Source organism: Thalassotalea euphylliae, assembly GCF_003390375.1.
Lineage (GTDB): Bacteria > Pseudomonadota > Gammaproteobacteria > Enterobacterales > Alteromonadaceae > Thalassotalea_F > Thalassotalea_F euphylliae_A.
In genome coordinates, this window is the sequence record NZ_QUOT01000001.1 from 4090748 (window position 1) to 4103364 (window position 12617).

General features: G+C 44.9%; 12 protein-coding genes. 3 read left to right on the forward strand and 9 right to left on the reverse strand.

Going from position 1 to position 12617, the window contains the following annotated elements:
• Window positions 1-87: 87 nt before the first annotated feature.
• Window positions 88-2235, reverse strand: a complete 2148-nt coding sequence (locus DXX94_RS17925; protein ID WP_116018010.1) for a TonB-dependent receptor — start codon at window positions 2233-2235, stop codon at window positions 88-90.
• Between the two features lie 295 nt (window positions 2236-2530).
• On the opposite strand from DXX94_RS17925, the gene DXX94_RS19605 reads away from it, so the two are divergent.
• Window positions 2531-2665, forward strand: coding sequence for a hypothetical protein (locus DXX94_RS19605; RefSeq protein WP_258872209.1), 135 nt, complete (start codon window positions 2531-2533; stop codon window positions 2663-2665).
• A 129-nt stretch (window positions 2666-2794) separates the two neighbouring features.
• On the opposite strand, the gene DXX94_RS17930 is transcribed toward DXX94_RS19605, so the two are convergent.
• Both DXX94_RS17930 and DXX94_RS17935 read right to left on the reverse strand, forming a co-directional pair.
• Entirely contained in the window at window positions 2795-2980 is a 186-nt protein-coding gene (locus tag DXX94_RS17930; RefSeq protein WP_116018012.1) for a DUF3012 domain-containing protein, read from the reverse strand.
• 67 nt (window positions 2981-3047) lie between these two features.
• On the reverse strand, window positions 3048-3395 hold the full coding sequence (locus tag DXX94_RS17935; RefSeq protein ID WP_116018014.1) for a 5-carboxymethyl-2-hydroxymuconate Delta-isomerase: 348 nt from the start codon (window positions 3393-3395) through the stop codon (window positions 3048-3050).
• 194 nt (window positions 3396-3589) lie between these two features.
• Between DXX94_RS17935 and DXX94_RS17940 the strand changes: the two genes are divergently transcribed.
• Together DXX94_RS17940 and DXX94_RS17945 are read left to right on the forward strand one after the other, a co-directional pair.
• Window positions 3590-5110, forward strand: a complete 1521-nt coding sequence (locus DXX94_RS17940) for a hypothetical protein (protein ID WP_116018016.1) — start codon at window positions 3590-3592, stop codon at window positions 5108-5110.
• A gap of 89 nt (window positions 5111-5199) precedes the next feature.
• A complete protein-coding gene (locus DXX94_RS17945) occupies window positions 5200-5649 on the forward strand; it encodes a DUF4124 domain-containing protein (RefSeq protein ID WP_116018018.1) in 450 nt (149 codons plus the stop codon).
• 114 nt (window positions 5650-5763) lie between these two features.
• Here DXX94_RS17945 and trpA read toward each other — a convergent pair whose 3' ends face one another.
• Genes trpA through DXX94_RS17975 form a run of 6 tightly spaced genes read right to left on the reverse strand, consistent with a single transcriptional unit; the run spans window position 5764 to window position 12613 of the window.
• Window positions 5764-6594 (reverse strand): tryptophan synthase subunit alpha, encoded by an 831-nt coding sequence (trpA, locus tag DXX94_RS17950; protein WP_116018020.1) that lies wholly within the window; start codon window positions 6592-6594, stop codon window positions 5764-5766.
• Entirely contained in the window at window positions 6594-7838 is a 1245-nt protein-coding gene (gene trpB / locus DXX94_RS17955; RefSeq protein WP_116018022.1) for a tryptophan synthase subunit beta, read from the reverse strand. Before trpB ends, trpA begins: the two co-directional genes overlap by 1 nt.
• Window position 7839: 1 nt before the next feature.
• The gene (gene trpCF, locus DXX94_RS17960; protein WP_116018024.1) at window positions 7840-9246 is read right to left on the reverse strand and encodes a bifunctional indole-3-glycerol-phosphate synthase TrpC/phosphoribosylanthranilate isomerase TrpF; all 1407 of its coding nucleotides are present in this window, start codon (window positions 9244-9246) and stop codon (window positions 7840-7842) included.
• Window positions 9246-10280 carry an anthranilate phosphoribosyltransferase gene (gene trpD / locus DXX94_RS17965; protein ID WP_116018026.1) on the reverse strand — a complete coding sequence of 345 codons (1035 nt, stop codon included), beginning with the start codon at window positions 10278-10280 and terminating at the stop codon, window positions 9246-9248. The genes trpCF and trpD overlap by 1 nt, the downstream gene beginning before the upstream one ends.
• 18 nt (window positions 10281-10298) lie before the next feature.
• Complete coding sequence (locus DXX94_RS17970) at window positions 10299-10961, reverse strand: aminodeoxychorismate/anthranilate synthase component II (RefSeq protein ID WP_441351114.1); 663 nt, start codon at window positions 10959-10961, stop codon at window positions 10299-10301.
• Between the two features lie 38 nt (window positions 10962-10999).
• Complete coding sequence (locus DXX94_RS17975) at window positions 11000-12613, reverse strand: anthranilate synthase component 1 (protein ID WP_116018030.1); 1614 nt, start codon at window positions 12611-12613, stop codon at window positions 11000-11002.
• Between the last annotated feature and the right edge of the window lie 4 nt (window positions 12614-12617).

Here is a 12617-nt window from a genome sequence, read left to right on the forward strand (position 1 = left end):
CATATTGAAAAATTAAAAGTAATTAGCTCAGCTGAATCAATTGAGTTCGTTCAGGTTGAGCTAATTAATAAGGTAGTTAAAGTAAGTTTAGAACGAGTAACTCGCTTCTAGCCAAGCGCTCACACCTTCTCCGGGTAACCGTTGGCCGACCGGAATATCACTCCCTTGCACTCGGTTATAACCGCTTAAATGACTGCGATAATCTTTATCAAATACATTATCAATTCCTGCTTTAAGGGTCAGTGACGTGTTAACGAAATACTGAGCGTCTAGGTTGATTAAGCCATAGCCTGAGCTGGTTTGCTCTAGATTAGTGTTAGACACCTTATTTTGGCTGGCAACCGCGACCAATGTAAGGTTAGTGGTAAAGTCAGTGCCTTGGTAACTGATTGTCACCTGGCCATTGAGTGGCGCTATACGATAAAGCTCGTCATCAATATCACGGCGCTCACCTCGCACATAACTGGCAATGCCTGATATCTGCCAGTGCTCGTTAAACTTGTATTGCCAATTGATATCTGCCCCATACAACTTGGCATCGACATTGGTAAACTGCAGTGGATTTGAATCGCCTGCCATCATCTGTGCCACCATACGCGCGGCCATTTCACTCATCGGTAACGGCGTGCCTTGAATATAGTTATCAATACTCTGATAAAAGATATGAGGGCTAATCGAGAGATTTTGATCAAGGTAGTTAACGCCTAAATCTAGCTGGTAAGCTTGCTCTGAATCGAGATTGATATTGCCAATATAAGTGCGGCCATCTGCTAAGCCTGCTGTTGCTTCCATTGGCAGCCATAAGTAGCGCTCTTGGTATGATGGTGCGCGGGTTTTTACGCCAACGCCTGCTGAAAGTGATAAGTTGTCAGTGAGCCTTGTTTCGCTATTGATCGCTAGGTCGATATCGGTTTCGCTGACACTGCGATCTGCACCGTTAAAGCGATTTAATAGCATGGCTGGCATTGGCATAGCTGCCATCGATGTTGAGACATTACCCGCATCAGCCTCTGCTCGTTTTAAGCGCAAGCCGTAGCTAATTTTGCTATTAGTAAGCGTTGTAACTAATTCGGCGAATAGGCCATAGCGATTATCTTCCACTTGATTAAAGTTATTAACAAAGAACATGGCATTGTTGGGATTAGAAATAAATGAATCATGCTCAGCAAAATAGCCATCAATACCTAAGGTAAGTTCGCCAAAACTAAAGGCTTGCTCGGCGCTTAACTTAACGTCAATCGTTTCAGATTCAGCGTGATTGCGGCGATGACGCATTGGGTTGTTATTTTGCCTCAGCAAGAAATTGGTCATCTTGTGATCGGCATCTAAATAACCTAACTGCCAGTTTATTTGCCAATTCGCCAAGCTAAAGCCGCCGTCTAGGCTAACACGATGGCTAAAAATATATTCAATATCCATCGGTAGGGCGGGCGTGCCTGAATCTTGCGTATCTAAGTAGTGATAGGTGAGGCCAATATTTTTATTACCATTATCAAAACGAAAATCCCCACCAAACTGACGCTTTTGAAACTCAGTCGGGCTAATGTCTTTGCCACTACCTGTTTCCATATCATCAGCTTGTTGCACATTGGCAAAGAGCATAGCGCCCCAATTGCCTTGGCTGAGATTAATAACACCGGCGCCAGTTTCTGCTTTATTGTTACTGCGATATCCCAGTTGCAAATCGCCCGACATCTCTAATTGCTGTTGTTGGCTGATATCCGCTTTACGCATTTTCACTTGCACTGCCCCGCCAAGCGTATCAATTGCCGCAGCAACAGGTGCGACGCCGCGGTAAACGGTTAGTGCGTCAACAATCAAAGGTGTTGAATAGCTCAGCGGCGTATCCATGGCATTTGGGCCTGCGCCTATGATCGGATGACCGTCAATCGTGGTGGCAACGCGATCACCAAATAACCCACGATATTGGGCAATCCCCGTGACTGGACCATTGCGATTGATATTGGCACCGGGCACGGAAGCTAGCCAGTTCGCTAAATCAGGCACGCTGGTACTGCCTTTTGCAATCGCTGAATGCTCCTCTAAGCTATGTAAGTCATAGCGTTGATGGCTGATGGTGATCACTTCGAGTGCGTCAATGTTTTCAATATTATCGTCGGCATAAGCTACGGCTGAAGTGCTGGCTAGTATCGAACAAGCAAGCGTGATTGATTTGGTAATTGGGTTGACAGGTTTGTTGTAAAGATCACAAGAATTTCTATTGCAGCATGACATAACGAGATTAGCTCAATTTAATTAATACCAAATTGAATAATTATTTGATCACTCAGCGAGAATTTAAAGGCTCATAGACAAGGCTTGGCGTGTAGAGAATGGTTACTCCCTTGTCAAACGGCATAACGCAGTATATGAGCCTTTAAAACTCGCCCTTGGGAATGCATAAGCAGCATGATAACTGCACAAAATTCACTTGATGTAGAACAACTATATCGTCATAAATTTCGTTTGTTCTAATACTGCTTATGCCATTCTGAGAGACTAAATAATTAATCAAATTGGTATAAAGTAGATGAAGAATTTAATCTTATTGTCTTTAGCTAAACTGCTGTTAGCAAAGGAAAAGTGGCAAGTGCGACAATATGTCGCAGAATTTACTCACGCAAATGCGGCAAACGAGTGGGCGAGGATTTTTTCTTTGTTTTAGCGCAATAAAAAGGCTAAAAACTCAATGAAAGTGGCGGTTAGAATCACTTGATTAGTAGGGCTTTATTAACACTAACTTTAACTAAATGGTGGCTAAAGCTAGTGTTTTTCCCTTTGTTATCAAAAAGGGTTAATTAAACACGCAATGCTTGGCGTAGTCTTTTGCTTCAGTTGCGGTCCAATCGCCTTTAGGTTTTTCGCTCATTTGTTTGCACCACTTTTCGCTGCCGACTTCAGGTGCACAGGCCGAAACAAATAGTGCTAACAGGCTAACGCTGATTAATTTTTTTATTGAAGTGCTGTATTGATGTGTCATCCTTTTGACCCTTGTTGTTTTTCTAATTGTGTTTTTCTAGTAATTTTTTTGTCGTGTCGCAAAACAATTAAAGCATAGCTTTATTGCAATAGCTCGCTTTCTCAAAATCATTAACATTCATGGCAATGTTAGAAACACTGGGCAACAGTTCAGTGAGGCGCTCTACCACCGTTTTTGACAGCGCCGCTTTCTGCTCTACCGTTCGACCTTGCATGATGTTGGCGAAAACATGAATAAAGCTCCCTGTTTCGGTGCCGCCAACTAAATATGTACTGTAGCTGTTGGTTCTCACCTTAATGTCACCTAGGGTAAATAGCTCACTAGCGGCGGCAACTTGATGAACAGCCAGATTTAACTCAGTTTCCTCAACAAGTTCAGTAATGTTTTTCGAGCATTCAATCACAAAATGCGGCATTCGAGTTTCCTATAGAGAGTTTTTATAAGTGTAATTTAGCAGTGTAATTTACCAGTGACGTAAAGAAGCGTAAAGCTATGTAAAGTAGGGCAAACCTCTGGAACTAAGCTAAATCCTCTTACTCTATTAAGCGCATTTAACAGCGAATATTCGCTTGTGCTAACTGCGTATTAATAACGACAAAAGGATGACATATGCTTTCCAGTTTTTTGCCAACATCTCAACTTGTTAAAGCCCGTTCAGGCTTATCAATTCTCTCCAGTTTATTCTTGCTTAGTGCTTGTGGTTCAAGCTCTGATGATAGCTCAGATATAGGCTACATCCAGCTTTACAATGCATCAGCAAACGCGCCAGCTATATACATGACAGTTGATGAAGATCCCGAAGAAGACAGCGATGATGAAATAGAGCGCACTTACACAGCGGTAGATTTTACCGATGTCAGTAGTCGAAACGAATTGCCAACAAATAGCTTTTTTGTCGATTTAGGTTGGCAAAGTGAAGATAGTAACGACCATGATGATTTGACCATTATTTACGAGCAAGAAATCGCGATTGAAAGCGATATGATTAATTTCTTGGTGTTAGCAGGGGATATAACTGCTCCAAGTATTCTAAGCTACAACATTCCGATCGTTGATGATGAAGACGATAGCACTGACGACTTATTCAATTTACGCGTGCTAAACCTACATGCAAATTTTGACAATCTGGATGTATACGTGTCGAAAAGTAGTGAAACCTTCAATGAAGCTGAGCTGCTTGATAGCAGTGCCTATACAGAGCTGACGATCAATCACAAACTAGTTCAAGACGATTACACTTTCTATATCACCGAAAATGGTGGTGATGAAGTGTTATTCCAGTCGGAAGAGGTGCCATTTCAATACACTTCTCAGTATGTGTTAGCGGTACGTGAAAATTTAGGTGTTGATAGCACGCCTTTTGTTATCGATGTGATCTCTAGTAGCAGTGCTACTGAGTATCAACAACTTGGCTCAACTGCCCGTTTTCGCGCTTACAACGCGATCCAATTAACAGAGCAGTTGGCGAGTTATGAAGGCGAATTTGATTTGTTTATGGATACCGCTGATCAAGAGGCGATAATTGAGAGTTTGGCTATTGGTCAGTTTAGTGATGCGATTGCAACCGCCTATGGTGATTACAGCTTTGCACTGACTTTACCTGATTCAAGCGAGCAATTGCTTAAAAACCATTTGGTGACCTTAACTGAAAATGCTGACAGAACAGTATTCTTCTATGCCTCTGAAGAATTTGTCGATGAAGACGGTGATGGCGATGTAGACGAGAATGGTGATGGCATTGTCGATGAAATTGACGTAACCATTAATTCGCTCGTTGTCAGTAACAGCAGCTACCAAGGCATTTACCAGCACAATGTGAATATTGTTAATTTGATTGATGATGAGGACTTTGGCTCTGTAAATGTCTATTTTGTGCGAAGTGACGAGCTTATAGAAACTGCCGAGTACAAAGACACAATCGCCTATGCGTCTAATGAAAGCATGCTGTTATTGAACAATACCTATCAGGTTTACGTGGTTGCAAAAGTTAATAGTAGTGATGTGATATTAGCGACTCAATCGTTAACGCTTGATGAAGACTCAGCCGAGCAATACTTGATTCTGACTAATGATGAAAGCTCTGCAACAGGCTACACAATGACATTTGCTGCTCAAAAACCACAAACCTAGGGTTGAGTGGTTTACGAAATTTTTCTGTGATTATTTGCTCAAAGCTCGAACAGTTGGCTTACAGCAATGTTCGGGCTATACTGAGCAAAATGGCGAACAACAAGGAGCAAGTTTTGGCTAACCGTTTATTAGTGTTAATGTTTTTGACACTTTCAACAAGCGTAGCAGCATTTCAATCTGCTGAAGTTTATCGCTGGGTGGATAAAGACGGCAACGTGCATTATTCAGATATGCCGAACAATCCGAACGCCAAACTTATCTTTGTTCAGCCAGGTATCACATCAAAAGCCGACACGGCACAATTTCCCGAACAAGTAGCTGATAACAGCGACGCTATTTCTGATCAAGACTTAGCCCAAGGTCAAGACCAATTGGCATTTAGGGAAGCGCCGAATAGCGCAGAATCGTGTCGTGACTTACGCGTAGAAATGAATAAGCGTTCACGTGATTTAAATGCCGGTAACCCGGAAAAAGCAAGACAAGCGAGAATTTTCTTAACGTTGGCGGAAAAGTTACTGGAAAGCGGTAACTGCCAATAGGAGAAAGTGAGTCACTTTTTATGACAGCATTGTCGTAAAAGTTGTCGTAAAATAAACTGAATTAAAAAGAGGGCAATTAAGCCCTCTTTTGCGTTCAGTACAAGTGGATTAAACCTATTTAGTCGCTGCCTTCATTGCAGAGACAAAGCTGGCTAGCTCAGCTAACATTTTGTCTTCATCATTGAGGTTTTGCTCGATGATTTTCACCGTTGCAGAGCCACTAATCGCACCTTTTGCGCCTGATTTAATTGCCGCAGCCACTTGCTCAGGTGCTGAAATACCAAACCCCAGTACCGGTGGTGGCGCGTTAAACTCGGTTAAGCTGTTAATCAAGTTATCTGCTGGCATTGTCGCTTTAGTTTCAGCGCCCGTTACACCTGCGCGGCCAAGCACATAAGTGTAGCCTTGGCTAAATGCTGCCACTTCTTTTAACGTTGCTTGCGTTGCGTTTGGCGGCGCAATAAAGATTGGCGCAATGCCATTGTCGAGGGCGGCTTTTCTAAATGGTGCACTTTCGCGAATTGGCACATCGGCAATCAAAATAGAATCGACGCCCGCATTACTCATTTCTTCGTAAAAACGTGAAATGCCACGCGAGAACACTAAGTTACCGTAGAGCAATAAACCAATTGGCACTTGCGGTGCGTAGGCGCGAATTTCTTTTAAAATATCAATGCAATCGTCCGTGGAGATACCCGCAGCAAGGGCGCGAATACCGGCCATTTGAATGACCACGCCGTCAGCACTTGGGTCTGAAAATGGAATGCCCAGCTCTAGCGCATCCGCACCAGCGTCGATAAGCGCTTTAATCACTTTAATTGATTGGGCTTTACCTGGGTCGCCAAGTGTCACGAACGGCACAAATGCCCCTTCGTTTTGCTCAGCTAAACGATCGAACATCTGCTGGTAGCGATCTTGTCCCGTTTTACTTACTGCTTGAGTCATTACGCTACTCCTCCTTCAGCGGTTTCTGGCGATAAAATCGTGTGAACGTGCGCTAAGTCTTTATCGCCTCGGCCTGAAAGGTTCACTAAGAAAATGGTTTCTTCGGTTACTTGCTCAGCCATTTTTAAGGCTTGACCAAGGGCATGAGAAGACTCAAGCGCTGGAATAATACCTTCATTACGGGCTAAGGCTTGGAAGGCTTCCAATGCTTCATCATCGTTAATAGCAACGTACTCAGCGCGGCCAGTGTCTTTTAAGAAAGCGTGCTGTGGGCCAACACCAGGGTAATCTAGACCGGCAGAAACTGAGTAAGACTCTTCAATTTGGCCATCGGGGTTTTGCATAATGTAAGTGTAGTTACCGTGCAGCATACCTTTGGTTCCGGCAGTTAAGGTAGCACCATGGTGCTGGGTTTCAACGCCTTTACCACCTGCTTCAACACCAATAAGCTTAACGCCTTCTTCTTTAATGAAGTCGTTAAACATACCAATGGCGTTCGAGCCACCACCGACACAAGCAATTACGTAGTCGGGTAGACGACCTTCTTGTGCCAATAATTGCGCTTTTGCTTCTTCACCAATCATTTTCTGGAATTCACGCACAATTGTTGGGAATGGGTGAGGGCCAGCCGCCGTACCTAGTAGGTAGTGAGCGTCTTCATAACTTGCTGACCAGTCGCGCAGCGCTTCGTTACACGCATCTTTTAGCGTGCCGCTGCCTGCGGTTACTGGAATAACTTCCGCGCCCATTAAACGCATACGGAATACGTTAGGTTGTTGGCGTTCACAGTCTTTTGCGCCCATATAAACGCGACATTTTAAACCCAGCAGTGAACAAGCGATTGCTGAAGCCACGCCGTGTTGACCAGCGCCCGTTTCCGCGATGATCTCAGTTTTGCCCATGCGTTTTGCCAGTAGTGCTTGGCCTAACACTTGGTTCGTTTTATGAGCACCGCCGTGCAATAAGTCTTCACGTTTTAGGTAGACTTTTGCTAATGGGTTTTTCACCAAGTTACGACATAGCGTTAATGGCGTTGGACGACCTGCGTACTCTTGTAGCAGTGAGTTAAACTCGTTTAGAAAGTCTTCGTCTTTTTGTGAGTCGATAAATGCCTGCTCAAGTTGTTCAAGGGCAGGGACTAAAAGTTCGCTGACATACATGCCGCCGAAGTCACCAAAGTAAGGTGACAGGCGCTTTGCCGCGGTATCTGTAGAATCTATGTTCGTAGAAACTGTGTCTGTCATGTTAGTAATTCCTAATTTCAGCAAAAACCTGATTAATTTTTGCTGGTGATTTTTTACCTGGGCTGGTTTCAACACCTGAGTTGATATCTAACCCTTTTAATTGCTGTTCGTTCGTTACCTTGATGGCGTCGTCAATGTTGTCAACGCCAATACCACCGGCCAATAAACAAGTTGATAAGGCTTGTTCGGTGTCAGCTAACACTTGCCATGGAAATGGCTGACCTGAGCCGGGCGACTTGCCATCTAATACCCAGCCGTTAACGTCTAAATCAAGCGGTGGCACTTGCTCGGTAACCGCTTTGGCTTTCCATACTTTGCAGCCCGCTGGTAATAGTGGTGATAGCGATTCAATGTAGTCAGCTGACTCATTGCCGTGCAGTTGCACAGCGCTAAGCCCTAATGTGTTGGCAAACTCAGCTACTTGCTGAGCCTCTGCGTCAACAAATACGCCGACATAATCTAAGCCAGATTCGGCTTTTACAATGCGCTCTGCTTGCGCTAGCGTGACATAGCGCGGCGATTTTTCTGCGAAAATCAATCCGCCGTACAAACTACCAGCTTGTTTGACTGCAGTTGCTGTTGCTGCGTCTGTTAAGCCACAGACTTTGTGTTGGCCGAAAATTAACTGACGACAAGCTTTGTCAACATTGTCTTGCGCCATGATTGAACTGCCAACTAAAAAGCCGTCTACCGCTGGTGCTAAATAGCGAACTTCTTCGTTGGTGTAAATGCCGGATTCAGAGATCACTAACTTACCGTCTGGAATTTGTGGAGCGAATTCAAACGTACGTTCGATATCGGTTGAAAGATCCCGTAAGTTACGGTTATTTATGCCAATTAGCTTGGCATCTAGCGACAATGCGCGGTCTAATTCATCTTGGTTTGAAACTTCTGTGAGGATCGCTAAGTTGTACTTTTGTGCGACCTCAGCCAGCTCGCGATACTCATTATCGTCTAACACGCTCAGCATTAATAAAATGGCATCGGCACCATAGTGACGTGCCAAGTAAACTTGGTAAGTGTCGATAAAGAAATCTTTATTCAGTACTGGCGCTTTGACTTTTGCGGTCACTTGTTGCAGGTACTCAAAGGTCCCTTGGAAGTATTTTTCGTCGGTTAATACCGAAATACCCGCCGCGTAGTTATCGTAAATTGTTGCAATTGCTTCAACATCAAAATCAGGACGAATTAAGCCTTTCGACGGTGAGGCTTTTTTACATTCAAGAATAAAGCCCGCTTGTGGCTCGCTTAAGCGATCGTACAAGCTTTTTTCCGTTGGCACTAAATCATTGATAAAGCTTTCCAGTGGCAGCGATTTTTTCAACGCTTCTACCACCAATTTTTTGTCCTCAACGATTTTTGCTAATACATTTTTTGTAGGTTGATTACTATTTGCTGAAGAACCCATTAGTCCTGTGCTCCTTCTCGGTTAGAGACTTCAACCAGCGCGGCTAAGGTCTTCGCTGCTTGGCCCGAAAGTAACATATCTTCCGCAAGTGAAGCGGCGCCTGCTAGGGTTTCTGCTTTGCCGTGCAGATATAAGACAGCGGCAGCATTGATGATCACAGCGGCATTGTGCGCTGGCTTACCTTGACCTGCCAATATGGCTTGAATTGCCTGAGCATTTTCTTTTGGTGTGCCGCCTTTAATATCTTCCAAGGTATATTCTTGCAGGCCGAAATCTTCAGGGGTGATGGTGTTCGCGACTTGCTCGCACTTTTCACCATCATGTGTGATTTCGATAATCTGTGTAGAACCATGCAGAGCGATTTCATCTAAACCGCTGCCGTGCACTACCCAGCCGCGTTTAACACCGGTAAGGGCTAGCGCATCCGCCATCACAGGTAGTAAGTCTGGCGTATAAACGCCTAGTAACATAGTGCTTGGCGCAGCTGGGTTTACCAATGGCCCTAAAATATTGAACAGGGTACGCACACCCATGGCTTTACGCACGGGCGCGGCATGTTTAAAGCCCGGATGATAAGCTGGCGCATATAGGAAACACAAGTTTGCCTCGCGTAAGCAGTGCGCCGCGGTTTCTGGCGACATGGTTAGGTTCACGCCAAGCGCTTCTAATAAATCCGCTGAGCCAGACATTGACGAAACACTGCGGTTACCGTGTTTTGCCATTTTAATACCGCATGCTGCCGCTAGAATAGCTGCTGTGGTCGAAATGTTAATAGTATTCGCGCCATCACCACCGGTACCCACACAGTCAGTCACTTCAAAATCTAACGCTGGAAAAGCGGTAGCATTATTTCTTACTGCCAGTGCCGCTCCGGCAATTTCAGCTGGTGTTTCACCTTTGATTTTTAATGCAGTTAGCACGGAAGCAAGCAGTTCTGGTGCCACTTCACCTTGAATCATTTGCTCAAAAAAATCCTGCGCCTGTGCTTGGCTAAGGGCTTCTTGGTCGATTAACGTATTAAGAACAGTTGACATAATTTGCTTATTCCTTGCTTATTTATCGCTATTAGCTATCGAGGTAGCGTTTTCTGATGACGAAAACAGGGTGAATACGCGCTCAATGGCTTGTGCCAATAAGTTGCTACCATAGGTGGTTAGCACAGACTCAGGGTGAAACTGAAAACCGACGACGGCATCATCGCTGTGTTCAATCGCCATCACTAAACTTTGATTCGGCTCTTCTGTGGTTGCGGTCACCGTTAAGTTATCCGGCATCGAGGTTGCCACCAATGAATGGTAACGGGCGACAGGCAATGGGTTATTAATCCCCGCAAACGCACCTTCGCCATTGTGATGAACTGGCGATGATTTACCGTGCACAATACTTGGGGCGCGGCCAACAGTGCCACCATAGTGTTCAATTAAGGCTTGGTGCCCCAAACAAATCCCAAGAATTGGATATTTGCCTGCTGCTTTGCTGATCAGCTCCATTAAGCAGCCAGCTTGATGCGGCGCTCCAGGTCCTGGTGATAAAACTAACATCACATCACCAGAAAGGGCTTCTAGCTGCGACATAACAAAATCAGCAGTTAAGGTGTTGCGAAATACCTTTGGCTCAAAACCTAATTGGTAGAACTCATCCACTAGGTTGTAAGTGAATGAGTCTAGGTTGTCGAGCATTACGATATGTCGAGCAGGGCTATTTGAATTTGTCATTTTGTCTGTCATTGTACCTATCATTGTACTACTCAAAATCAAGCTCCTACTTCTTCTACTTCAACCAAAATCTCAGCCGCTTTAATGGCGTTGATCACCGCTTGTGCTTTTTGGCGTGTTTCGTTGGCTTCCGCTTGCGGGTCTGAATCGTACACCACACCAGCACCAGCTTGCACATGGGCTAAGCCGTTTTCAACAAAGGCCGAGCGAATTACAATACAAGTATCCATTTCACCTTCACCTGTGATGTAGCCCACTGCACCGCCGTAGCTACCACGGCGCTTGCCTTCAAACTTGCGAATAAGCTCGGTGGCTTTTACTTTTGGCGCGCCAGATAACGTGCCCATATTCATACAGGCTTGATAAGCGTGCAGGGCGTCTAATTCTGGCTTTAATTGGCCGCAAACGCGTGATACTAGGTGCATGACATGCGAGTAGCGATCGACTTTTAACAACTCTGCAACGTAGCGAGAACCGGGCGCTGCCACACGGGCAATGTCGTTGCGAGCTAAGTCTACCAGCATAATATGCTCGGCCATTTCTTTTTGATCTTGGCGCAGCTCCAACTCAATACGGCTGTCTAAATCAAGCGATAAGCTACCGTCAGCATTAAAACCGCGAGGGCGCGTACCGGCAATGGGGTAGAGCTCTACTTGGTTATTGCTGGTTTGATATTTCAGTGCCGACTCTGGTGAAGCGCCAAACATGGCAAAGTCTTTGTCTTGCAAGAAGAACATGTAAGGGCTTGGGTTCGATGCTTTAAGTTTCTTGTAAGCAACAATCGGTTGTTCGCACGGCAAGGTAAAGGTACGTGACGGCACCACTTGGAAAATATCACCGGCGCGCACGTGCTCTTTTAGGGCATCAACCGTGTGGCAAAAGGCCTGGTCTGAAATATCAACGCTTACTTCAGTAACTTCTGCATTGGCTTTTTCTTGCAGCGGCTTAGCAACAATCACGCTCGATAGCTGCGCTTTAATTTCTGATAAGCGGCGGCTAATTTCAAAGTAGCACTTTTGCTGCTCTGGCCCTGAAAACACATTGCCAATCAGCTCAGTTGAGCGCTTTTCATGGTCAATTACGACAATGGTTTCAGCAAGATAGAATACATAGTCTGGGCAGCTATTTGGGCTGTTATCAACCTCAGGCAGCTTTTCTGCCACTGCCATTAAATCAAAAGCGAAACAACCCGCCAGCATCACCGCTAATTCGTGGTGAGTGGTATTATTAATTTGCTTAAACACACGTAGTGCATCAAAAGCATTATGGGCTTTTAAGCGGGTTAACTCGTCAAGGTTGCCATCAACAGGCGAAAACTCAATTAATGTATGTGCTGCTTGTTTGCTGACTTTGGCATAGGCCGCCAGTTCATTACTGACAAATTCAATGGCCGATTCACCATTGAGCGATAATGGCTCAAGGGTAACGGTTAACCCGTGGCAAGTGACTTTAACCGCTGCGTCAGTGACTAACAGGCTTTTTAGCGCGTGCTTTTTATCAATTTCAGCAGATTCTAACAGTACCGTATGGGGCTTGTTGCCAGCGTCAATACCACATAATTGCTGGTAAACCGCCAGTGGATCCGGTTGATATTCTGCGGCGCCTGATAAGGTGTTGACCGCGCCGGGCGTCGCATTGAGGGTAGTTTGCATCGTG

Excerpts from the sequence above, each read along its gene's own strand:
- DXX94_RS19605 (WP_258872209.1), top strand. The coding sequence starts at position 2,531 with ATGAAGAATTTAATCTTATTGTCTTTAGCTAAACTGCTGTTAGCAAAG.
- DXX94_RS17925 (WP_116018010.1), bottom strand. The coding sequence starts at position 2,235 with ATGTCATGCTGCAATAGAAATTCTTGTGATCTTTACAACAAACCTGTC.
- DXX94_RS17945 (WP_116018018.1), top strand. The coding sequence starts at position 5,200 with ATGGCGAACAACAAGGAGCAAGTTTTGGCTAACCGTTTATTAGTGTTA.
- trpCF (WP_116018024.1), bottom strand. The coding sequence starts at position 9,246 with ATGGGTTCTTCAGCAAATAGTAATCAACCTACAAAAAATGTATTAGCA.
- DXX94_RS17935 (WP_116018014.1), bottom strand. The coding sequence starts at position 3,395 with ATGCCGCATTTTGTGATTGAATGCTCGAAAAACATTACTGAACTTGTT.
- trpA (WP_116018020.1), bottom strand. The coding sequence starts at position 6,594 with ATGACTCAAGCAGTAAGTAAAACGGGACAAGATCGCTACCAGCAGATG.
- trpB (WP_116018022.1), bottom strand. The coding sequence starts at position 7,838 with ATGACAGACACAGTTTCTACGAACATAGATTCTACAGATACCGCGGCA.
- trpD (WP_116018026.1), bottom strand. The coding sequence starts at position 10,280 with ATGTCAACTGTTCTTAATACGTTAATCGACCAAGAAGCCCTTAGCCAA.
- DXX94_RS17940 (WP_116018016.1), top strand. The coding sequence starts at position 3,590 with ATGCTTTCCAGTTTTTTGCCAACATCTCAACTTGTTAAAGCCCGTTCA.
- DXX94_RS17975 (WP_116018030.1), bottom strand. The coding sequence starts at position 12,613 with ATGCAAACTACCCTCAATGCGACGCCCGGCGCGGTCAACACCTTATCA.
- DXX94_RS17970 (WP_441351114.1), bottom strand. The coding sequence starts at position 10,961 with ATGACAAATTCAAATAGCCCTGCTCGACATATCGTAATGCTCGACAAC.
- DXX94_RS17930 (WP_116018012.1), bottom strand. The coding sequence starts at position 2,980 with ATGACACATCAATACAGCACTTCAATAAAAAAATTAATCAGCGTTAGC.